The 22,076-nt window shown below is 60.8% G+C and carries 18 protein-coding genes and 3 pseudogenes; 9 read left to right on the top strand and 12 right to left on the bottom strand.

Annotated elements, in window-relative coordinates:
* Positions 1-13: 13 nt before the first annotated feature.
* A complete protein-coding gene (locus tag Q7S58_RS02200; protein WP_304820346.1) occupies positions 14-496 on the bottom strand; it encodes a pyridoxamine 5'-phosphate oxidase family protein in 483 nt (160 codons plus the stop codon).
* A 192-nt stretch (positions 497-688) separates the two neighbouring features.
* On the opposite strand from Q7S58_RS02200, the gene Q7S58_RS21990 reads away from it, so the two are divergent.
* Together Q7S58_RS21990 and Q7S58_RS21985 are read left to right on the top strand one after the other, a co-directional pair.
* The gene (locus tag Q7S58_RS21990) at positions 689-988 is read left to right on the top strand and encodes a type II toxin-antitoxin system RelE/ParE family toxin (protein WP_370655438.1); all 300 of its coding nucleotides are present in this window, start codon (positions 689-691) and stop codon (positions 986-988) included.
* Positions 989-1,007: 19 nt separating this feature from the next.
* Positions 1,008-1,211 (top strand): annotated as a pseudogene (locus Q7S58_RS21985) (helix-turn-helix domain-containing protein); the annotation flags it as partial.
* On the opposite strand, the gene Q7S58_RS02195 reads toward Q7S58_RS21985, so the two are convergent.
* The 5 genes and pseudogenes from Q7S58_RS02195 to Q7S58_RS21970 form a co-directional block, all read right to left on the bottom strand.
* Positions 1,185-5,939: a DEAD/DEAH box helicase gene (locus tag Q7S58_RS02195; RefSeq protein ID WP_304820344.1), complete on the bottom strand. Its 4,755-nt coding sequence runs from the start codon at positions 5,937-5,939 to the stop codon at positions 1,185-1,187. The pseudogene Q7S58_RS21985 and the gene Q7S58_RS02195 overlap by 27 nt on opposite strands.
* Positions 5,940-8,019: 2,080 nt before the next feature.
* Positions 8,020-8,307 (bottom strand): hypothetical protein, encoded by a 288-nt coding sequence (locus Q7S58_RS21980; protein WP_370655443.1) that lies wholly within the window; start codon positions 8,305-8,307, stop codon positions 8,020-8,022.
* 106 nt (positions 8,308-8,413) lie between these two features.
* A pseudogene (locus Q7S58_RS21975) lies at positions 8,414-8,992 on the bottom strand (LLM class flavin-dependent oxidoreductase); the annotation flags it as partial.
* 319 nt (positions 8,993-9,311) lie between these two features.
* A complete protein-coding gene (locus Q7S58_RS02185) occupies positions 9,312-10,328 on the bottom strand; it encodes an alpha/beta hydrolase domain-containing protein (protein ID WP_304820340.1) in 1,017 nt (338 codons plus the stop codon).
* Entirely contained in the window at positions 10,246-10,668 is a 423-nt protein-coding gene (locus tag Q7S58_RS21970; protein WP_370655442.1) for an alpha/beta hydrolase domain-containing protein, read from the bottom strand. Before Q7S58_RS21970 ends, Q7S58_RS02185 begins: the two co-directional genes overlap by 83 nt.
* Before the next feature lie 210 nt (positions 10,669-10,878).
* On the opposite strand from Q7S58_RS21970, the gene Q7S58_RS02180 reads away from it, so the two are divergent.
* From Q7S58_RS02180 to Q7S58_RS02165, 4 genes are all read left to right on the top strand, one after another.
* Complete coding sequence (locus tag Q7S58_RS02180) at positions 10,879-11,055, top strand: VOC family protein (protein ID WP_304820338.1); 177 nt, start codon at positions 10,879-10,881, stop codon at positions 11,053-11,055.
* Positions 11,052-11,789: a VOC family protein gene (locus Q7S58_RS02175; protein ID WP_304820336.1), complete on the top strand. Its 738-nt coding sequence runs from the start codon at positions 11,052-11,054 to the stop codon at positions 11,787-11,789. Before Q7S58_RS02180 ends, Q7S58_RS02175 begins: the two co-directional genes overlap by 4 nt.
* A gap of 276 nt (positions 11,790-12,065) precedes the next feature.
* Entirely contained in the window at positions 12,066-12,575 is a 510-nt protein-coding gene (locus tag Q7S58_RS02170; protein ID WP_304820334.1) for a hypothetical protein, read from the top strand.
* A 224-nt stretch (positions 12,576-12,799) separates the two neighbouring features.
* A complete protein-coding gene (locus Q7S58_RS02165; protein WP_304820332.1) occupies positions 12,800-13,606 on the top strand; it encodes an enoyl-CoA hydratase/isomerase family protein in 807 nt (268 codons plus the stop codon).
* Positions 13,607-13,682: 76 nt separating this feature from the next.
* Here Q7S58_RS02165 and Q7S58_RS02160 read toward each other — a convergent pair whose 3' ends face one another.
* From Q7S58_RS02160 to Q7S58_RS02145, 4 genes are all read right to left on the bottom strand, one after another.
* The gene (locus tag Q7S58_RS02160; RefSeq protein ID WP_304820330.1) at positions 13,683-14,660 is read right to left on the bottom strand and encodes an MBL fold metallo-hydrolase; all 978 of its coding nucleotides are present in this window, start codon (positions 14,658-14,660) and stop codon (positions 13,683-13,685) included.
* 23 nt (positions 14,661-14,683) lie between these two features.
* Positions 14,684-15,577: a sulfurtransferase gene (locus Q7S58_RS02155; RefSeq protein WP_304820328.1), complete on the bottom strand. Its 894-nt coding sequence runs from the start codon at positions 15,575-15,577 to the stop codon at positions 14,684-14,686.
* Between the two features lie 273 nt (positions 15,578-15,850).
* Positions 15,851-16,810 (bottom strand): TauD/TfdA family dioxygenase, encoded by a 960-nt coding sequence (locus tag Q7S58_RS02150; protein WP_304820326.1) that lies wholly within the window; start codon positions 16,808-16,810, stop codon positions 15,851-15,853.
* Positions 16,807-17,760 carry a Rieske 2Fe-2S domain-containing protein gene (locus tag Q7S58_RS02145; protein WP_304820324.1) on the bottom strand — a complete coding sequence of 318 codons (954 nt, stop codon included), beginning with the start codon at positions 17,758-17,760 and terminating at the stop codon, positions 16,807-16,809. The genes Q7S58_RS02150 and Q7S58_RS02145 overlap by 4 nt, the downstream gene beginning before the upstream one ends.
* Between Q7S58_RS02145 and Q7S58_RS02140 the strand changes: the two genes are divergently transcribed.
* Positions 17,722-19,020 carry a class I SAM-dependent methyltransferase gene (locus Q7S58_RS02140; protein ID WP_304820322.1) on the top strand — a complete coding sequence of 433 codons (1,299 nt, stop codon included), beginning with the start codon at positions 17,722-17,724 and terminating at the stop codon, positions 19,018-19,020. The two genes, Q7S58_RS02145 and Q7S58_RS02140, sit on opposite strands and share 39 nt — an antisense overlap.
* A gap of 114 nt (positions 19,021-19,134) precedes the next feature.
* On the opposite strand, the gene Q7S58_RS21965 is transcribed toward Q7S58_RS02140, so the two are convergent.
* Positions 19,135-19,263, bottom strand: coding sequence for a CGNR zinc finger domain-containing protein (locus Q7S58_RS21965; RefSeq protein ID WP_370655437.1), 129 nt, complete (start codon positions 19,261-19,263; stop codon positions 19,135-19,137).
* A gap of 452 nt (positions 19,264-19,715) precedes the next feature.
* On the opposite strand from Q7S58_RS21965, the gene Q7S58_RS02135 reads away from it, so the two are divergent.
* Both Q7S58_RS02135 and Q7S58_RS02130 read left to right on the top strand, forming a co-directional pair.
* A complete protein-coding gene (locus Q7S58_RS02135; RefSeq protein ID WP_304820320.1) occupies positions 19,716-20,270 on the top strand; it encodes a cysteine dioxygenase family protein in 555 nt (184 codons plus the stop codon).
* A gap of 66 nt (positions 20,271-20,336) precedes the next feature.
* On the top strand, positions 20,337-21,530 hold the full coding sequence (locus tag Q7S58_RS02130) for an acyl-CoA dehydrogenase family protein (protein ID WP_304820318.1): 1,194 nt from the start codon (positions 20,337-20,339) through the stop codon (positions 21,528-21,530).
* A 105-nt stretch (positions 21,531-21,635) separates the two neighbouring features.
* On the opposite strand, the pseudogene Q7S58_RS21960 reads toward Q7S58_RS02130, so the two are convergent.
* Positions 21,636-21,812, bottom strand: a pseudogene (locus Q7S58_RS21960) (glutathione S-transferase N-terminal domain-containing protein); the annotation flags it as partial.
* Between the last annotated feature and the right edge of the window lie 264 nt (positions 21,813-22,076).

Here is a 22,076-nt window from a genome sequence, read left to right as displayed (position 1 = left end):
CAATCAACCGCGCTCAAGAAATTGAGGAGCGTGACGGCGCGCGCATCGCGTAGATTCGAGTGAGCGTCACTTCGATCTCGACGACGGAGCGTGGCTTGCCGCTCTGGCCGGGGCGCGCGTCGCGGATCGAGCCGTCGATTTCGCGGGCGCGTCCATAGACGATCGCGGCGGCGCCGTCGGCATCCCAGGTGGTGAACGCGACGCGTGGATTGCGGGACAGATCGACTCGGCGGACGGTATTGTCGTAGATGACGAGGCGAAGCGTCGCGCCTTCGATCCGCGCGTGGACGGGCGCGATATGAGGCTGGCCGTGGTCACCGACGGTGGCCATCGCAACGAGCCGGACACTGGTCCAGAACTCGACGAACTGCGGCGCGGTCATCTGGCGCGCGGGAAATGCAAGCGAGTCGGCGACCGACGGCGTCGCGGTGCGAATGCTGCGGTTGATGATGGATTGCAGGGCGGCAAGGTCGGGCGGATTTTTTTCAAGTGTCACTTTAGATTTATAATTTCCAGTCTTTAAGAGTGTCGCCGTAAATTTACTCGAAATCTCAAGCTGATTGCATCCGGGCAAAATCCCGCGCGAGCTTTTGGAACGGCACGAGTCGAATCATAGGCTTGACGATATATATGCTTCATCATATAATTTCTGCGTGACGGAGATCGACTTCAGCTCGGAGTTTGAAGCTTGGTTCATGGAGTTGGAGGATCAGGATACCGAGGCCGTGGTGCGTGCGGTCGATTCGTTGGAGCAAAGGGGGTAGCGCTTGGCTATCCTTACAGCAGCCAAATTAAAGGCTCAGCGATCGCGATGCGCGAACTGCGAGTCCAATCCGGCGGGCGACCATTGCGCGTCCTCTATGCGTTCGATCCAAAACGCGCCGCTGTTTTGTTGCTCGGTGGAGATAAGAGTGGAGACGATCGATTCTACGAAAAGTATGTCCCGATTGCTGAGCAGATATACAAACGGCATTTAGGGCTGAAGTAACACGAAAGGAGAATTTAAGATGACTTCCAAGTGGCGTGATCTCAAACTCCGCAAGATGACGCCTGAGCGAATCGCAAAAATTGAGCGCGAAGTTGCCGAGGAACTGCACGAGATGGATCTTCGCGAACTGCGCGAGGCGGCCGGCAAGACGCAGGAAGAAGTCGCGAAACTGCTGCAGACGGCACAGCCAGAGATCTCAAACCTGGAACGCCGCGATGATTTTCGCATCTCGACGCTCAGAAAATACGTGATCGCCCTGGGCGGAGAGCTCGAGGTGGTGGCCAGTTTCGGGAACCGGCGGGTGCGCCTGCGCGCATCGTGATCGTCGCGACCGATCTATTTTCTGAAATCGCGAACCGCATCCTGAAAACGCGAATGCACGCTCAGCGCTGACGAACCGAGGTGCGGGGGGGGCGCGCGACGGCGCCGGACCGTGCAAGCCGTCGAACAGCAACGCGCGGCCATCGGAATGAAAACGCATCGCAGCGAGGATGCCGACGCGCGGCGATTCGAGCGCCGCGACGTCGTCGATCGAATCGAGCACGACGCGCGGGCGCATCGCGAGGATCGCGGCAATCGCGGCGCTGAAGGCTTCGTCATCGACGTCGCCACCGGTAATCAACGCGCGACCCTGCAGGCCAGCGATCACGCGGCCGGCGCGGATCACGACGATGTTCGACGGCTCGCGCGCGACGCCGCATCCGGGGAGCATCGCGCCATACGGGTTGGCGGGGTCGATTGCGCACAAGGCGTAAGGACGCTCGCCCGCGAGGTTCAGGTTGCGCGATGCGTGCAGCATCTCGACCGCTTCGGGGAGCGCATACTGCTCGCCCGACAGCGAGCGCACGAACCATCCGCGGCGAATCGAGCCTGAGTATTCGAGACGGCGGAGCGCGAAGACCATTTCGTTCCACGAGATCGAGGCAGTTTCGGCGTTCAACATTTCCCGCGCGAGAATTCCGTGCCGCTCGAGCAAAGCGAGCGCGAGATCGCGCGCGGCATCGGACGACGGCTGCGCCTTGCCGGAAGACTGCGGACGTTTTTCCGGGGTTTGTTTCTCGATCGCACGAGTCAACGACCAGCGGCCGGCGAGACTCGATTTGAGGCGGGCGCGCACCGCGGCGTCGCGGCGAGTATGCGTGCGATCGGAGACTGCGGCGAGCGCGCGTTCGGCACCGCGATCGCTGGCGAACATCCTGAGCGGCGCGAAATTGTCGTTGGTGACGCGGCCCGACGCCGCAAGGCGCCACAGCGCCGCGAGCGAATCGCGTTCCGAGAGATTGGCGCGCTCGCTGAGTTCGTCGAGATACTGCGCGCCGGCAGTTGCGAGCGCCTCGATGATCGCGGCGTCCTTCGGATCCGGCGGCGCCGTTGATTGCGATTCGTCGATGTCGAGGCGCGGCACGAACAGATTGCTTTTGCGCGGAATGAACGTGATGCGCGAGGGGGTCGCGGCGGCGCGCGCATCTTCGGGCATCGCGAGCCACATCATCTGGCCGCTCATGCATACGAGGTCGAGCATCTCGGGTCGATAGCCGGGGATGCGCGCGGGCAGAATCGAGCGCTCCCAGATTTCCGGAGCAAACGCGACGCCTGACAACTGTTCGAGAACCGCGGCGACGCCCGTCTGATCGGCGGTGATTTCGGAACCGCCGACGTGCATCCATTTGAGGCGGAACGCCGCGTATTCATAATCGGCGCATGGCTCGATTTCGGCACGGACGCGCGCCAGCGTCATGCGATGGATTCGTTCGAGGTTGTAGCGATCGCACCATTGAATGACGTCGGCGCGAGTGAAGTGGCCGCGAAAGATCGCGCCTTTGGATTCGATCGCGGCAAGAAGATGTTCGACGGCACGTTCGGGGAGTCGCACGCGTGACGCAAGCTCGATCGCGGTCGTAGGTCCCGAGGTTTTGAGCGCGCGGCGAAGAATTTCCTCGCGAGCGTCGTCATCCGTGATAGCGGAATCGGGCGGAACGATCGCTCCTTCGATCCTCGCGTCGGGATACGCGGCGGCAAACAATGTGGCGTCGTCGGCCGCGATGATTCGTTCGGCGGCGCCGGAATCGATACCGAAATTAATGCGCGCGATTCGATGCTCGGCGTCGAGTTCGGAAATCATCGCACGCCAGTTGTCGTCGAGGCGTTCTTCAATTTCGAATTGAGTAAGCGAGCCGTGCGCGCGAATCAGTTCGCACAACTCGTCGCGAGAGCGCGGTCTGCGCCCGGGCGCGCGTCCGCTCACTTCGGCGACAACGGTATCGACCGCGTCGCTCGCGAGCATCTCGGACAAATCTTCCTTGCGGAACACATCTTCGGCCATGCCGCGATTCATCGTGACGGTGCGCGAGCGGCGGTTGGCGCGCTCGCCGTCGTCGAGGAAGGAGTAGTCCCACGCGAGCAGCAATCGATGCGCAAACACCGACGGGGCAATCGAATCGACGCTGACGACGCGGATGCTGCCGCGCTCGATTCCGTCGAGCATCTGCACGGTGCGGGGCAGATCGGTTGATTCCTCGAGGCATTCTCGAATCGTTTCGTCGATCACAAAATGATCGGGGAGTTTTATTTCGGGCGGACGATTTTCGAAGCACGCCTGCTGGCCGGGAAAAATCGACGAGAGCAATTCCTGCGAGCGCAGCCGCTGAATCCAGGCCGGGACTTTGCGCCCGCGCGAGGAGCGCATCACGGAGAGCGCGCGCGTCGCGACGTGGCGGAAGCGCACTTCGAACATCGGGGCGGCGAGCAATGCCTGCACCATCACGTCGCGCGCGTTGCGCGATTTGAGCATCGAGAACAGCGTGTCGAGCGGGAAGCTGTGGCGCGAATTCAGTGCGAGCAGGATGCCGTCGTCGATCGCGGACGCCTGGATTTCGAAATCGAACGACTGGCAAAGGCGTTTTCGCAGCGCGAGGCCGAGTCCGCGATTCAGCCTGATTCCGAACGGCGAGTGGATGACGATCTGAGTGCCGCCGATACCGTCGAAGAAGCGCTCGACGACGACGGTCTTGTCGTCGGGGATCGCGCCGAGCGCAGCGACGCCGCGGCGAACATAATCGATTGCCTGCATCGCGGCGCGTTCGGTCATCGCGCATTCGGTCATCAGCCATTCGAGCGGCGACTCGTTGCGCTCGAGACGATCGGCGATCTCGTGGCGCAGATCGCTGATGCTGGACGACAGTGCCTGCGAGCGGCCGCCGGCTTCGGTCTGCCACCAGGGCATCGTCGGCGCCATGCCGGGCGCCGGTTCGACCATCAGGCGTCCGCGCGAGATGCGCTGGATTTGCCACGGCATCGAGCCGAGCGAAAACACCGCGCCGCGCACCGATTCCTGCGCGAAGTCCTCTTCGACGTCGCCGATTTTGCGGCCCTCCGATTCGATCACGACGTCGTAGTTGCCGGCTTCGGGGATCGTGCCGCCCGAGGTGATCGCGGCAAGGCGCGCGGAGCGGCGCGGTCGCAAGCGGCGATTGATGCGATCGTAGAAAATTTTCGGCGCGGCGCCCTGGATTCGTTCGGGGAGTTCGGCGGCGAGTTGTTCGAGCAGGTGCGTCAGCCCGGCCGAATCGAGGCCACCGAAATTGTACGCGCTGCGGAGAATGCACAGGAGATCGATCTCGGAAATTTCCTCGTCTTCGGCAGCGATCGCGACGATTTGCTGGGCCGCGACATCGAGGCATCCGAGCGGAATTTCGACCTGGTCGAGTTGTCCGCCGCGAATCGCGCGAATTGCCGCGCCGCATTCGAGCAAATCGTCGAGCGTCATCGCAAAGAACCGGCCCTTGGGCGTCGCATCGAGACTGTGGCCGGAGCGGCCGACGCGCTGGATGGCGGCGGAAATCGAGCGCGGGGAATCGAGCTGGCAAACGAGTTCGACCGCGCCCACGTCGATACCGAGTTCGAGCGACGCGGTTGCGACGATCGCCTTCAACTCGCCGCGCTTGAGTTTTTGTTCGGCGTCGAGACGCTCGGCGCGCGCGAGGCTGCCGTGATGCGCCATCACGGCGTCGGCGCCGAGGCGTTTTTGCAGATTCACTGCGACGCGCTCGGCGGTTCGACGGCTCAGCGTGAAGACCAGCGTGGTGCGATGCTCGCCGATGAGGCGCGCAACTTCGTCGTACATCGCGTCCCAATGCGGATGCGTCGCGAGCGGGCCGAGGTCGGGACCGGCGGCGACCACCTCGAGGTCCATCTGGCGCGCGCGATCGTCGGTACGAACGATCCGCACCGGGCGCGGCGTGCGCGTGGTGTCATCGGCAACGTCGAAGCCGGCCAGAAATTCGGCAAGCTGCTCGATCGGATTGAGCGTCGCGGACAGCCCGATTCGATTGGGCCGCCGACCACCGCTCTGCATGACGTAGCGCTCGAGGCGTTCGAGCGTCAGCGCCAGATGCGCGCCGCGCTTGTTGCCGGCGAGTGCGTGCAATTCATCGACGATCACGTGGCGAACCGCGGACAGCTTCTCGCGGAATTTCGGCGAGGTCAGCAGGATGAAGAGCGATTCCGGCGTGGTGACGAGAATGTGCGGCGGACGGCGGAGCATCTGGGTGCGTTCGCTCGCGGAAGTATCGCCGGTGCGGAGCCCGGCGCGAATCTTCGAGCAATCGAGACCGGACTCGGCGGCAACTTCGCGCACGCCTTGCAGCGGCTCCTCGAGATTCAGTCTGATGTCGTTGGCGAGCGCCTTCAGCGGCGAAACGTACAGCACCGAGACTTCGTCGCGCAGGTCGCCGCGCTCGGCGTCGAGCACGAGACCATTGATCGCCCACAGAAATGCGGCGAGCGTTTTGCCGCTGCCAGTGGGCGCGCAGAGGAGCACGTCGTAGCCGGGCGATTGATTCGCGGCGCCGATAACGGGCCATCCTGCTTCCTGCGCGCGCGACGGCGCGCCGAAGCGGCGCTCGAACCAGCCGCGAACCGCGGGATGGAATTTCGAAATCGCGGCGCGCATCCGAACTTTATATCACCTCGGCGACGCGAACATGAAGAAAAGGAAACTGAAGAATAAAAAAACCGAAACCTAACGCAGGTGGAGTTTACCCTGAGGTTCGGTCGAAGGGGGCTTCCCGTGGCGATGCGAAGCCGACTTCGGGCCGGAGGGCCGAATCGCATCGGGTAAGGATGCGGTCTTCGGCCTGTTAGTAAAGGGCACGAAGAGAACAAGGGCACTCGCCATCCCGGGCGCGCTGGTTGAGATCAAGGTGGTTGCCCAGCTCTGAACTGAGATGCTTCACGGATCGATCAATTACGTGTCGAGCGCCGCATTCCGGTTAGCGTCCAAACGAGCAGCTCGGCAGCCGAATAGCACCGGCTCGGTTCTCGACGGAGAGAATCGAGCAGGAATCACCTGTGGCCGGCGCTCCAAGCCAGGACGCTCTGAGCGATTAAGGTAATGACTTGCCTTGCGAGCCGCTCGGAGACGATTCACCCGATTCGACCGGCGGAGGAGCCGCTTTGGCCGCGGGGCTCGCGTTGGCGCATTTGGCGATATCAGCCTCGCTGACCTGGAAGCTTGCCGCGATCTGCGACGGAGGGAGGCCCTCATCCCGCTGCAGCCGGACGATGTCGCAATTGACCGCCCGACCGCCACCGGCTCCCGCGCACGAGTACAAAGGGGCAAGTAACGGAACTAGTGCGAGAATCCAGAACCTCGCGCGTCGGATTGGTGATCGCATGCTGCCTCCTCTCGTGTATGCCTAAGCCGCTGAATCCGACAGATTGTGCCCGATTCACCCAATGCGGCGCAAATCAAGTTCACGCATCTTATCGCGCGCGGACCCGCTTGCGTCAGCCCCAAAACTGCGGCTCGGACGTTCGCGCGGTGGCTATCCTCCGCTTTGCGAGGAGCCATCATTGGTCCCGCTCCAACCGGCCGAGCGCCACCCATCGCGTGGAAAAAAGCCGCACCTCGTCAACGGGATATTCGCGTACGACGCATCGGGCCGGGTTGTTGAATGAGTATCTCGATCTGGATTAAGAGCGAGTGATTGGTCGCGGCCGATAGTGCCGATCACAACCTGAGCAACCGCGAAATCGTCTCGAGGCTTTTGCAGTCCGCGCGCCAGATAGGGGGCTTGGTGGAGCGGCCGTTGAGCGGAGAGCGCACCGGGTGAACGGCGGGCGGAGAGGAACCCGGCGAGATACGCCACGATGTCGGCAATCGGGGATTCTCCAGTTCCCTTTGATCGCCGTGAAGCCGTTCACACGCGCGAATTTCAGAAGGTTCGGCGGAGAATGCCGAACATCGAGGACTGCTTGGCGGATGACGCAGTCCGATGCGAACTGCTCTCCGCATCGAATTCCCTGATCATCAGGGAAAATACAGGGAATTATCGCGATTTCGGCCCTCCCAGGGCCGCCTTGGAGCCAAATAAGCCTTATCTTCTCTCGGGTTTTTGTGAGAATTCCCTACTCAACCGAACAGGGAATTATTTTGCTGGAACAGGGAATTATTTCAGAGGAACAGGGAATTTTCTTCGAATAACAGGGAAGCCGCTTTGAGGTTCATTCAACGGGCCAAACAGGACGATCCATCGTGCGGTATTACTTAGGAAGCGACGGGTTGGATGCGGCCTCGTCAGTACGCTGCCGCCCAACCTTCAGATCCGGGGTTTTCGGTAGCGACAACCAGGAATGCTCCCCTTACCGGCATCGCATTGAACGAAGGCTTATCCGCAGGCGATCAAAACCACCAATGAATCCGCCCGGATCAAGTTTTGAGAAGCCACAACGGGCGATTAGTTCCGCTGCGCTCGAGCACGGCGATTTGATGGCGCAGCGCGATCTCTTCCAACAGCAACGCGGTGCGGGTTCGGGGTTCGCTTCGGGCGACCGGGACCGCTCCGCTTGTCGGCATCGCCATGAGGGCAGGCTATCGCCAGGCGTTCGAAACCACCAATGAATTCGTGCGGACTAAGTTTTGAGAAGCCACCACCCCCGACATCGAGGTTCTTCGACAGATCAACGATCTTGATCTCATTCACGCTCGTCGTACGGATTGCATGTCGGAGCGCGGACACATTTTCGCAAGGTCAAACGGTATAGAACATCTTCGCGATTGCGGTCTGGTGGCGCGCGATACTCGCGCCGTCGAGGCCGACAGCTGGCGGCGCGAGCGTCATCGAGTTCGCGCTTTCCCACAGCTTTTCGACTCGCCCGCGAACCTCGTCCGGCGTGCCGGCTACCGCGAACGTCGTGACCATCTCGTCGGGAATCGAGGCGAACATCGCAGCCTGATCGCCGCCCTGTGCGGCGGCGCATGCCGCTCGAGCCTCTGCGCCAAAGCCGTGCGCCGCGAAGTATTTCTCGTATTGCGCCATCGAGGAATAGAATGCGACCGTCGCCCGCGCGTCGTTGATCGCCCGGCTTGCGATCCTCGTCGATCGTTACGAACGCCCACACGTTGAGATCAAACTCCGAACGCTGGCGCCCCGCTTGCTTGAGCGAAGCTTCGAGATTCTCCTGAACCTCGTTCTCGATCCATCGAGCCGACCATATTGGATGACCCGGGAGACCATCGGCGATTTCACCAGCTAGGCGTACGGCGCTTTCGAAGACCGCGGGCAGGTAGATCGGAATCCGATTTCGTACCGGCGGCGCCATTGTGCTGAAGCCCCTCAGATCGAGCTGGTGATATTCACCGGCGATCTTGCCGAGTTTGCCGCCGTGCGCACCCGCAATGATCTCGCGTACCATGCGGACCACCTCACGCAGATGGGCGATGGGTTTACCATAGGCGACGCCATGCCAGCTCTCGTTCCACCATCGAATACTCGTTCCAAGCCCGAGCACCATCCGCCCGCCACTCATCGTGTCGACATCGATTGCACTGAGCGCGGTTTCGAGCGGGCTTCTGGTAAACGCGAGCGCGACACCGCTCCCGAGTTTGAGGCGCTTGGTGACCATCGCAGCCGCAGCGAGCGACAAAAACGGCGGTCCGTAGAGTTGTACGGCCCAGATCCCTTCCAAGCCGGCGGCTTCGCACCCTTGTGCAACCTGAGACATGGTTGCCGCGTCGGACGGAAACAGCAGTCCCCAATAGCGCCTCTTTCCTGTCATCTCTATCCCCTTCGAGCGAAGCCGGGCGACCGGAGTTAGGCCCATTCCGAGCGAATATGGAATTGAGAGATTGGGCCTGCGGAACTGCCCGAGTCAACTGGCGCTGGAGTCCGGACCAGACCAAGTTTTGAGAAGCGACAAGGAGCGCCGTCCCGGGCAGCACGAAGCGACTTTGCCACGCGAGGTTTGGGCGGGAGTGCAGCAGCGGCTCGACGGAAATGAACGTCTCGCGACCAGTTCGCAAAAGACGGGCATAGCTGAACGCTCAGGCGTTGAAGGAAGCGGCTGCTAATGAAGCGATTTCTTCGCGATCGTCGGCAACCAGGAAGCCTTTTGAGATCGCCTCGTCGAGCGACCGCACGAACCGCGCCACGTACTCTTGCTTTCCGCCCGGATAGAGTCCGGCGAGGCTAGCGGCCTCGAACAGTTTGGTTGTGCCGAACAGAAATCCGAATACGCCTCCGCTCTGACCGAGCCCGGAGAGGATTCCCGTCGGAACGTCGACCCACGGGGTGCGGATTCCGCCTGCAGCATTCCCATTTTCGTCGAGCAAGAACCCGGTGGCGCTCCCGTCGATCTCCAGTCGTAGAGCAGATGATGGAGCAGCGCCGCCGCGCATCCATCGGTCGAGGGCTTCGATTGCTGCGTGGCCGACGTAGTGTTGCTGCGGCCCGGAATTGATTTGACTCTCGGTGTCGCCGATTACCAGGTGATTTGTAGGCTTGAGAAGTTCGGCGAAACGCTCGAGCGTCAGCCGACCATCGTCTTGTGGACCTGCGATAATAAGGTAAGTGTCAGCGTGCGCTGTGTCGGCTATTTCCCATAGACGCAAGCGCTCGGAGTCGGGTTGCTTAGGGCGCCCGCCTCCCAGAGAAAGGACCTCGGTTTCGCTCTGAAGCACCAGCACCGGGACGCGGGCGTCATCGCGGATACGCTCAGCGGGTGAGTTGCGCAATCGGTCTGCAATATTACCACCACCTCGAATAAGCGATGAGCCGTCGAGCGGCGCGCCGGAGATGCCGCGTCCGTGAACGAAGAAGCCATCGTAAACTCGCGCGATCGAGTCGATCGCGTTTATGTAGGTGATCAGGTACATCGCCGATTGCGACTCGCCGATCGCGACTAGTCTGGCCGGCTGGAACTTACCAAGCGGTGATGAACCAGGAGTTCGCAGCGCAGCCCCGGCCTGACTGAAGATGTCAAAAGACCAGGCATCGCCAGGGTGGACGAGTGCTCCGTAGCGCTCGGGCGAGATCTTCTTCAGATGGAGCCCGTCGACCAATCCTCCCCCCGTCAACGCCGACCTTCTGTGCCGTCACTCCTACCCACGCGTGGCCACGCCGAACGATATGGCGATGAAGCAGGGTCCAATCGGGCGATGCGTCGATGCCACCGCTTACGTTGTTCCATTCGACGATGACGGTTCCGCTGAATCGCGCGGAGTTCGCGGGACGTCGAACGAGTAGACGCGTGACGAACGGTGCCCGCCGATCAGGTTCTACGAGCCATTTTCCCTCGGCGGTGCGTTCGCCGATGAACTTGAAGCATGTAGCTGTGCCTTGAAGGAGAAACTCCTCCTCCACATAGCCTAGATTAGCGAGGTCGTAAGCTTGCAGCGGCATCGGTGCAGGGCCGCTCAATTCGGTAATACTGGTCCGCTGAGTCTGCGATGCCATAGGTTGCTCCCTTGCTTCTAAACCGGAATATCCTTTTTGACTCATCGCAGGAGACGCTTACACAGCAAGGCCTATCGCAACGGACTGGCGACGGCTCACAGGCTGCGTCATCACCGCGACCCGCCCGAGTTCGCAAGCTGTTAGGGGACGCCGGCCTTGACGCTCCAGGCGCCATGGCCAGAAATGATGGAAGCCGGTAAACCCTATGATCGCGCAGCTGAAGACCTCGGCAATATCGTTGCCCTCGAGCATGTTAACGTAACTGTTCCCGATCAAGAGAAGGCGGCGTTGTTTTATATCAACGGACTGGGTTTGACGCGTGACCCTACATGATGACCGGTCCGGCCAATATGTGGGTTAATGCGGGCCGTCAGCAATTCCATTTACCCACCAGCAAGCCCCAGGTGTTGCGCGGTCATATCGGGGTGGTTGTCTCGGACTATGACGCCCTGCCGCAGCGCCTGAGCCGCGTACGTGAGTCGCTCGCCGACACGCGGTTTGAATGTCATGAGCGTGACGGATTCATCGAGGCGCTTTGTCCGTGGGGCAATCGGATTCGTTGCTTTGCTCCGAATCAGCGCTTCGGCCCCATGGCGGTTGGTATCCCCTACGTCGAGTTTGACGTGCCGGTTGGAACAGCTGACGGGATCGCGCGTTTTTACTCGCAGATTCTAGGCGCGCAAGCAGCACCGCTGGAGGACGCGCAGGGCCGCTTTGCCTGCGTCACCGCCGGGACTGGGCAAAATCTTTTTTTCCGGGAAACTAACCGGCTAAGTCAGCCCTACGATCAACATCATATTCAAATCTACATTAACGATTTCTCAGGTCCCCATCGCCGTCTGGTTGCGAAGGGACTGATCAGTCAGGAGAGCGATCAGCATCAGTATCGATTCCAGGATATTGTCGACCCTGACAACGGCAAAGTGTTGTTTGCCGTCGAGCACGAAGTTCGCAGCATGAAGCATCCGCTATATTTGCGGCGGCTAGTCAATCGCAATCCTTCTCAAAGCATCATCGGCTACTCGCCGGGAGAGGACGCCCGCAACTGGGCGATGTCGTCGAACTAGTTGGCCCAAGGGCGACTGTCGACGCGATCGCGAGGGAGGGGGCAACGCGATCACTTTGGAAGAGGGTGTCTACCTTGCTCGCCGAATTCTCTGTGGTAGTCGACATCCTTGCCGCAGAGTCCATGAGATTGCGCGTAATCGACGCGTGCTCGGTAGGCATCGACATGTGTCTACTCAAAACTCCAAATGCGTGCGATAGTCGAGCCTTGGAAAACTCCTGAGGGCTTTGTCAGTTGGTCGGCCGGCGGGTCGGCGACTCAACCGACACACCCTTGAATGCAAACCGTCGGGAATGTGCTGACTATCCGCTGTACTCGCAAACTCCTGAAACGTTTGGGCGCAGAAGCGATCGTCGATCCGCTTTCACCGACCAATCGCCTCGGCAACTGGTATGCCAATCTGGTTTTCGTCAGGCATGTGCCGCTTATCATTTGCATTAGCGAACGGTCGCTGCTCCCGGTGATCGTTGAAGCCAGAGGCGCGTCTTCCTTCAGTCCGCGTTTTCACGATGCCGCTCGGTCGGTGCTGCAAGGCATCGGAGCAGGGGCTATCGTGGGTCGGGAAGTGCGAGAGATGGGGTCGTTTGCGATCGGCGTGACCGCGAACCGCCGCGTGCTGGGCTCGCTCAACGACCTGGCTTTGCTCGCTCGCTTTGAAATTGAGGACAATCCGTCAATCGATTTGGTGACTCTGGCGGTCAAGCTAGCGGAGACGCCGTGCTCGCCGCTCAAATACGAGTCCCCGAGAACAGTCTCTTTGGCTCTCCTGCGGCATGCCAGCTCGTGATTGGACTGGGACCGCGGCCGTGGACGCGGTCAGCCAGAGCGAAGGAGGTGACGCGCGATGAGCACCCCACAACTCGAACGTCTGCGCATCCAGCTTTTGACTTTTGGTCGCATTGGATAAGTCGGCGGCGGTAGCTGCGGAATAGTGGACCGTGGACGGCGCTGGAGTAATATCTTAAAAGAGTTGTGGGCTTCGGCTGCTGAAGAACCACCCGGGGGACAGAGATGGCATACGAGAATTTCATCGTCGAGCGCGCCGGCGCGATCGCGACCGTGTATTTCAACCGGCCCGAGAAGCTCAATCCGATAGGCGGAAAGCTGATGAGCGAGATGCTCGCCATCGCCCATGAGCTGCAGGAGGATGAGGCCTCGCGCGTCGTGATCCTGACCGGCAAAGGACGCTCGTTCTGTGTCGGCGCCGATATTGGCGGGCTTACCGCCGGTGCGGGCGCGCAAGCGCAGCGCGCTCAGAGCGATGCGGCCCGGATGCGCGCGGCGCGCACAGGATGGCGCCTGATGGAGGAGTGGGAGCGGCTGGACCAGATAACCATCGCGGCGGTCAACGGCTTTGCGATCGGCGGCGGATTGTCGCTTGCGATGGCGTGTGACTTTCGCATCGCGTCCGCCGCTGCGCGCATCTGGATACCGGAGGTCGGCCTCGGAGTACCGTATATGTGGGGCTCGGTCGCTCGGCTCATCAACCTGGTGGGGATGAGCAAAGCCAAGGAAATGATCATGACCTGCGACGAGGTGAGCGCGGAGGAGGCGTTGAAGATTGGGTTGGTCAACCAGGTGGTACCGGCAGAGCGGCTCAGTACGGCGGCGCTGGAGTTCGCCGCGAAACTTGCCGGCAAGCCCCCAATGGCGCTTAGGCGCACCAAGGATTTTTTCAAGGCGCTGGGCAACGGCCGCCTCGGCGACATCACTTTTGCCGACGGATACATGGGACTTTCCTGCATCGCCAGCGACGACATGGCGGAGGCGATGGCCGTGTTCAAGGAGAAGCGTCCCGGCCATTATCGCGACCGCTGAGCCGGGACGATCACAAGCGGGTATTCGGCACGCAAGCACGACCGGGTGCCAGGGTCTCGACTGCTGGCCCCGTGGATCAGAACGTGTAGCGCTTACCGACTACCGAAGGGTCCACCACCGTCTCGCCGACGGCGTTGGCAAATGCTCTGACCGCTCGCCATCCGGTGCAATGCCCGGCGGCGATTGTGCGCAAGCTGAATTCGCTGACGGCTTGAACGGTCTCCGCAATGATTTTTTCATTTGGGCCGGAGAGATGGAACCCGCCAAGCACAGCGTAGAGCGGAACGCCCGGCGCGCAGTCGCGGGCATGCTTCAAGACGTTTACCAACCCGGCATGAGAACACGCGGTGAACACCACCAGCCCTTTTCCGGCGACGTTTACCATCAAAAATCGCTCGTCGATCAACATCGGGTCGGGCATCCACTGCCCTTCTTCGGTCTTTTGATAGTGCGCGGGCAGTCCGCGCTCGAACGGCGTCACTCGCGGGATTTCACCGCTCAGGTAAAACATACTATCAACAAAGACCTGCGGCTCTCGCGTGCAGTTAACCTGTGCGCCATGCGCGGTCAGAGCTTCGATAGCTGGAACGTCCTTCATCGGGAACATAGTGCCGTTGGGCAGTCGCCGGGCTCGCGATCGGAACATCCCGGGATGAGCATAATACGGAATGGCCCGGCCGCCGTTACGGTTGCGGATGAGATCGAGCGCTTTCAGCATCCCTCCAGCATGATCCCAGTGCCCATGGGACAGCACGATGCTTTCGACCGTTCCCAAATCAACGCCAAGGCGCATCGAGTTGCGCTCGAACGCATATTCTTCAGGTCCGGTGTCGAAAAGGACAGTGTGCCGATGTGCGCCGCGAGTGGCCGTGATCAGGAGGGAGAGGCCGTGGCATGCGCAGCAAAGACAGTCACCGGACAGCTCCCGCATACCGTGCCGTTCCAGAAAGGCGAACTCGGATTCCGCGTGAGCGGGAGTGCTCGAAAGGCTGTCGGTCGCATTATCGACCAGGACGTGAATCTCGACCTTATCGATCGGCGCAATGCTAGCCATTGGAACCTCGCGCTGTCACGGCCTCAATCTGTTTCGATCGGTAGCGAGGGGTCTCTAGCCCATTCGCCCATGGAACCATCATACAAGGTAAGTTGTCCATATCCGAGCTGATACAACAGAAACAAATCGACGGTGGCTGATATCCCGCCGCCGCAATAACAGATGACATTCTTGGATGGTTCAACGCCGGCCGCACCGAACTTTGTGCTGGCGTCCGCCAACGGCACGAAGGTCTTGGTGTTGCGATCGAGTAACCTCGCCGCCGGCACATTGACACTGCCGGGAACTCGCCCAGGGCGACCATAGCGGCTGGGGCTGGTCCCGCGATGAAGCTCAGAGGGTAAGGCGTTAACGATGACGGTGTTGCTATCCGCCAGCGCGGCCCGCACCTGGTCCTTGCCCACGAATAGCTCGGGGCGTGGTCGCGCAATGAAGGTAGTAGGAGGATACGCGCAGGGCTTGGCAGAAACCGGGCGGCCTTCGGTCTGCCATTTCTCCCAGCCTCCATCCAATACCGCAGCGTGGTCAAAGCCAAACGCCCGCAGCATCCACCAGACTCGAGTCGCCCACATGATACCGTCGGCACTGTATAGGACGACGCGGCTGCCTTCTCCAACTCCGCAACGAGACATTACTGCGGCGAACTGGCCGGCCGACGGCAGCATGAACCGCAGCTTCGTCGTATTGTCCGACAGTTCCCCTTGGAGATCGAGAAACCCCGCGCCCGGAATATGCGCGGCGTCATATTCCGCCTTACCGCTGACGATGCGGTAGGGGGCATCGGTGTTGGCGTCCGCGGGCATCAGGTGCGTCGTGCAATCGAAAATGCGCAGATTGGCATCGCCCAGATGGGCCTCAAGCCAGTCAGTTTGCACCAGCGCATCGGGATCGTGATATCTTATGTCATCTTTGGGCATGTCTCGCCTGCACGGTTGGTCTTTCTTTGCAGCGCCGCCACCAGACTGGATCGCGCTGCTCCGATGGCGCGTAAAATCATCGCCGCCGTCCCTGCGCAATCTAAATTGTCGCTGGTCATGCTAGCGGCGGGTCCGCAGTTATAAGCGTACGCGAAACGGGCGCCGCCGAGCGCGCGCCCATCTCATTTTTTCCCCGAATATCAGCGCCTAAGGAAAAAGGGGGAAACCGGCCTCACCGGTCCTCCCCTCAAATCATGAACCGCCTGCACTGAGCTAGAAGGGTCGGGCGGATCCCGCCTGACTTCGATGCATGGTGCGCCTCAAGTCCGGGTTCCATGCCTCCCGCCAATGATTGACGCTCCGATTATCCCACACTACAACGTCATCCTTGCTCCACTCGTGCTTGTACCAGAGATGGTCCTGGTTCACGTGTTTCTTGAGCCGGTCAGTGAGCTCTTGCTCCCGCTCTTGATCGCCGAGTCCAGTCACCCGAATCGTGAAGCTCGACACCCACAGCGCCTTGCGCCGGGTTACCGGATGCGTGCGGACCACGGGATGTCGAACGTCGGAGTCGAGTTTGAGGCCGCTCTTTTCCACTTCGGCCTTGGCCCTCTGCATCCCGACGCCATATGCCGTGGCTTGGGTGCTGGCCGGCATCCATTGCAAGCCGCTGACCAGCCGCTTCGTATCCTGATCAAGTTCGTCGTACGCCCGGTAGAGATTTGCCCAATACGTGTTTCCACCTTGAGAGCTTGGCACCACCTCGACGGCGTGGAGAATGGTAAAATCCGGGGTGACCTGATAGTCCTGAACATCGCTGTGAGGCCCGAGTTTCAAGCCGTTGTCGACGTCGGCTGCTGCTACCTTGCCGCCCGGATCCTTCGCCTGTGAGCCCAGGATCTGCACCGGGGTTCGGCCGACCATCGCCATATTGTCAACGCCGCTATCTCGAAAGAAGGGCTTACCGAGCCACTCCGTGACGACGCTTTGACGCTCGGGAGTGAGCCGCGATTGTCCGCGCAGGATCATCACGCCTGAGTGACACACCAATGCCAGCAGCCCCGCAATTACGTCGCCTGGAAGATCGTCGGCCAGATCGATTCCATGCACTATCGCACCGCAGGATCCGCCACTTGGTTCGACCCGCATCTCTCGCGGCAGCGCGAGATCTTCAATCGTTATGCCGCTCATGAGTCGCCGCGGTGACCGCGCCAGCACAGTTGCTTGGCTCATTGTCGTACCTCCGCATAAAATTGGCGGGCCCACTTGCGGTATGCACCGATAGGCCCGTCCACGTCTGATAGTACCGGCTTAGGCCGATACAGCTTGTTTTCCCAAATCGGCACGTCCTGATCGATCGCGCCGGTATGACCCTGCATGTAAGCCTCCGCGGCGGCTGACAGGTTGGCGTCGGCTTTGACCTCGCGCGGAATAAGAAAGCCGAGCCGCAGCTCCGTGCGCTCCTCGTCGATTGGCGTCGCACCCGCCATCGCCACCACCTTGAACGTACCGGTATCGATGTAGTTGGGTCCGCACCCCAGCCCCCAAGAGTCTCCCTCAATAAGGAACCTGCCGTTGGCGGCCGGTCCGTCCGTAAGCCGATAGGTTAGACCCCAGTGGAGGGTGGTCCCGTCGATTTTCTGGATGCGTTCTTCGAGCTGCGGAGCGCCGTGCAGTTCCATGAAGTGCTCGAAGTCGGCGGTGTTTTCCATGATATCCTGGGGATGAGTTCGGATCTCCCAGCGAAACTTGGTATAGCGCTCGCTCCACGCCGGATTGCCCCACTCTTTGATCGCGGGCAGATCGAATTCCGGATCCTTGCGGTCAGGATGGTACCAGACTGCTATCCAGCCGTTGCGCTCGATAACCGGCCAAGCTGGAACCACCGCCTTGGCGGGAATCTTGTGGGCGCGTGGCACGTGCACGCACCTGCCGTCCGTTCCGTACTGCCAGTGGTGGAAAGGACACTGGATCGACTCGCCTGCGACCGTGCCTCCAATACCAAGATGCGCCCCGAGATGCGGGCAGTACGCGTCAAGCACCGACGCTTGTCCGCCCTCGGTGCGAAAGATCACGAGATCGCGCCCAAAGTAGCGGATCGCCTTGACCTCCGAGCGGGCCAGCTCGTCTGAATACGAAACCACGTGCCAGTCCTTCGCATACTCGAACGGGAAACGGCTCATTGTGTCCTCCAATTTGTATGGAAGGTGGTAACGCGAAACGTCGGACTCGTCGATTCGCTTTTCCAACGGTACCAGCCCATCAGCCGCAGTACCACAGCAGCCCGGCAAAGGTCAAGTTACGCAAGCGCCGCGTGCATCGTCAGGTTAGTTTTGAGGGCGAACCGCCCAGATGCTAGATTTGACGACGCTATGGATGAAATTACAGCGGATCGAAAAAAAGCCGCCGCCCTGACGCGTCAGGTGGGCGTGGATTTCGGCGCAGCAATGACGGTTGCCCTCGCCTACATCGGTGACCGCCTCGGAATTTTCAAGGCATTGGCTGGAGGTACGCCGATGACCTCGCCGCAGCTGGCCGAACGTACCCGGCTCAGCGAGCGCTATATCCGCGAATGGGCCGCTACCATGGCGGCGTCCGGATACCTCGACTACAACCCGGCCGATGCAACCTTTCGATTAAACCCCGAGCAGGCGACGGTGTTGGCGAGCGACGACAACACCTACTTCATGGGCGGAGCTTTTCAGTATGCGGTGGCGTGTTACCGCCAGCTTCCGAAGTTGATGGAGTCGTTCGAGCATGGCGGCGGCGTTCCCTTCACCGACTTCGGCAGCGATATCGTCGAAGCTATCGAGCGGCTTTTCCACACCGGATACGAGACCTGGGTCGCTCAGCAATGGATTCCGGCGGTGCCGGATATTCATCAACGGCTGATAGCCGGAGGTGAAGCGGCGGAAGTGGGATGCGGCGCCGGGCAATGTCTCATTCCGGTTGCGACGGCCTATCCCAACAGCCGCTTTTTCGGCTACGACGTGGACCAAACATCGATCGAGCGGGCCCGTCGTAAAGCCGCCCAGGCCGGAGTTGCCGGGCGCGTCGCTTTCGAGCGAATCGCGGCGGAGGAACTGCCGTTCGCGGACCGCTTCGACCTGGTGATGGCCTTCAACTGTATCCATGACATGGCGCGCCCGCGCCAGGTTTTGGCCGCGCTTCACCGAATCGTCAAGCCCGATGGCGCCGCCTTGTGGTCGGAGGCGCAAGCCGGGGACCGGCTCGAGCAAAACCTCAATCCGCAAGGGCGTACGATGTATGCCTCCAGCACGATGCATTGCATGACGGTGTCGCTGGCGCAGGGCGGTGAGGCCTTGGGTTCGGTAATCGGCGAAGCCAAGGCGCGCGCGATGGCCGGAGAAGCCGGCTTCTCGCGGTTCGAGAGATTGCCGGTGAAGAATCCGATCCATCAGATCTTCCTCCTGCGCCGCTGAACCGGTTTCGGGATCTTCCGATCAACGACGCGTTTCAATGGGGCTCATCGCCGGCCGCGGTGGCGCTGCACTACTCCGTCCCAGTCTGAGTGAAGTGTGCCGAGGCGATCGGGATCATCCGGCTTTGCGGCGCAGATAATGGCGTCGCGTCTTTGCGCGATTGCCGCATGCCTGCATTGAGCACCATCGCCGGGCGCATGGCGGGCGTGCATCCTCAAGCAAGCATACGAGGATACGCAGCATGCGGCGTCATTCATTGCGCGAGGATGCCGTTACAGCGATGAGAACTACTGGAATGGTATCGACAGCAAGGCGACGCTGGTTCATCCGGCCGGGATGAAGGACGCATCCTGGAGCGCGACCTCGGCGGCTTTTTCGCGGTCGTCAGTCTGCACACGGAAGCCTATTGCGCCGAGGATGGCGAAGCGTACAACGCGCTGTTGAGTCTCGATCCGGTGCTGAGTATGGCGGCCGCACGAAATCGAACCGGAGGCGGATCATCGGTCTTTTCTTTTTTCCGGCCATGAGCGAGTATCTCAACAGCGGTACGCATGAGGAACCGGAACGCAAGCAGCGCCGAAGAGAATGGCTGCGGCGTCGAGCAGAGGCCTTTTTGTCAGAGAATTGCGCCTCCATGACACTCGGCACATTTACGGGAGTCCCAATTTTAACAGGAGCAAGCGGGAGAAATAGTGATGTTTGACCTCAAACAATTTATTGAGAACTGCAAGGGCAAACCGGCATCGGCGGTCAAAGATTTGATCCAGGGGGCACTGCGCGATCCGGCCGCCGTTAGCGCCGCGATCGACGCCGAATTCGCGGGTCGGGACCTTTCGAAGGCAGGTATCGCCGATTTGATCTTTTTTCGCTCACCGACGCTTACGGTGCTTAAGGCGGCCACACCGCCAAAGTTCAAAACGCCCCCGCATAATCACAATATGTGGGCAGTGATCGGCACCTATGACGGGCAGGAAGACAATACCTTTTACCGGCGCGGCGAGAGGGGTTTGGAAAAGGCGGGCGGCAAAGATCTGAAAACCGGCGATGTTGTAGTTCTCGGCGAAGACGCGATTCACGCGATCGCAAATCCGCTCGACCGCCCATCCTGCGCAATCCATATTTACGGTGGTGACCTATTGAATTTCTCGAACCGCAGCGTATGGAACCCGTTCACCTTCGAAGAACATCCATACGACATCAAGCTCATCACGAACTATGCCCGCGAGCTCATGGCTGGGGCACAGTCCTGATAAAATACTAGTTTGTCCGAGAACTACAACCAGCACCCCGGTGAGGGGAAGCGCGAGGAGAGACAGATGGCGGACGGGTTTTTCCCTCTGACGAGCGCACAACAAGAGTGGGCCGCGCGCGCGGCGGACATCGCGCAACGCGAGCTCGCGCCACGTGCGGTGGAGACGGATCGGACCGGGACTTTCCCTGCCGAGGGTTTGGCAGCTCTCAAGCGCGAGGGGTTTTGGAAACTCCGCGTTTCCCGCGAGCACGGGGGACTGGAACAGGACCTCTTGACGACGGTCCTCGTCACCGAGGCGCTGGCGAAACGATGCGCGTCGACGTCGCTGTGCTACAAGATGCACCTTGAGGCGTCCGAGCTAGTCGCCCGTATCGCCACCCCTGATCAAGTGGAACGTCTGGTGCGGCCGATCGTTTCCGGCGACGCTCTCTACACGGTGGCAGGCTCCGAGGCTGCCGGCCGGGGTGGCGCGTTCGCCCAGAATAATGCCATGTCCGCGGTGACCCCGACTGCCGACGGCTACCACCTCGATAATATTCGCAAGAGCTATGTCACCTCGGCCGGTATTGCCACCCATCATTTCTTCCTGTGCAGGGTCGGCAAGGAGACCACCCCCGATCAAGTCAGCGTGCTGATTGTCGAGCGCGACAAGATCGATTGGAAGATCGACGAGCCGTGGAACGGACTTGGGATGCGCGGGAATAACAGTTGTCCCGTGATCTTCAATGGAGTCGTGCCCAAGGGGAATCTGATGGGGTCGGAGCACACCGTGATGAGGGATCAGGGGCGCATGTTTCTACCGGTGGTGACTGCCACCTACGCGGCGGTCTATCTTGGCGTCGCCGCCGGTGCGTTCGAGGAGGCCAAGCGGTTTCTCGAATATTCCGATGACGAGACCAAGCCTCGGATCGATAATGCCGTGACCCGCCATCGCATGGCGGAGCTTAGCGTCGAGATCGAGCGGTCGCGGGCGTTGCTGTATTCCGCCGCCTCCGCATTCGATCATGATCAGCCCACCAGCACGCTGGCCTGTTCACAAGCCAAATTCGCTTGCTCGGAGACGGGCGTTCACGTCACGTCCGAGATTATGGGAATGGGGGGAGGTACCGCGTTCGCGCGCCGCGGACTGACCTTCGACCGCTTCCTCCGCGACGCACGGGCTGGAGTGGTGATGGGAATCACTAACGACACCGTGCTCGCCAACATCGCCAGGATGCTTTTCCCGCCGCCGCGCAAAACCGAAAATAAACCGCGCTAAGGGTTCCGGCAGCCCGAAATTTGCGGTTTGAACTTGGCGGGCGGTGGCGACGGCGCCTCGCGCGTGAGCGAACGACCCTCGGCCTCCATTTGCGGATGCCGCCATTCAGAACCTTCGCCCCGCGATGGACAAGACGGCGCCGTCATCTTCCATCGCGGGAATATGTCCGTTGGGGTTGCGTTTCAGGTGGTCCGGACTTTTTGCGTCCGCGACTTTAATCGGCACGTGTTCATAGGTCAGCCCGAGTTCTTCGAGCGCCCATAAATAGGCAACGCGCCGACCTCGAGTTTGATGTGCCGTAAGAGCTTGACCATGGTGTTTCTCCTTCGTGCAACCTCGAGCACCCTTTCACGCCGCCTGAGCGAGTCGAGCGCCATAACGTTCACTTTCACATTCCGTGGCCGCGGGGAACGCTTTGAAAGTCCGCGCGATTCGGGTTAACATCCCCACCTGCCGCCGGGTACTGCTCAAAGGCGATCAGTACCCCGCGCCCGCGCTCTTTGCAATGGTTTACGAGAAGCGCCACGGATTAACCGCCGGAGGTTT

Origin of the sequence: Candidatus Binatus sp., assembly GCF_030646925.1 — a bacterium.
Classification (GTDB): domain Bacteria; phylum Desulfobacterota; class Binatia; order Binatales; family Binataceae; genus Binatus.
This window is presented reverse-complemented; position numbering and strand designations above follow the sequence as displayed.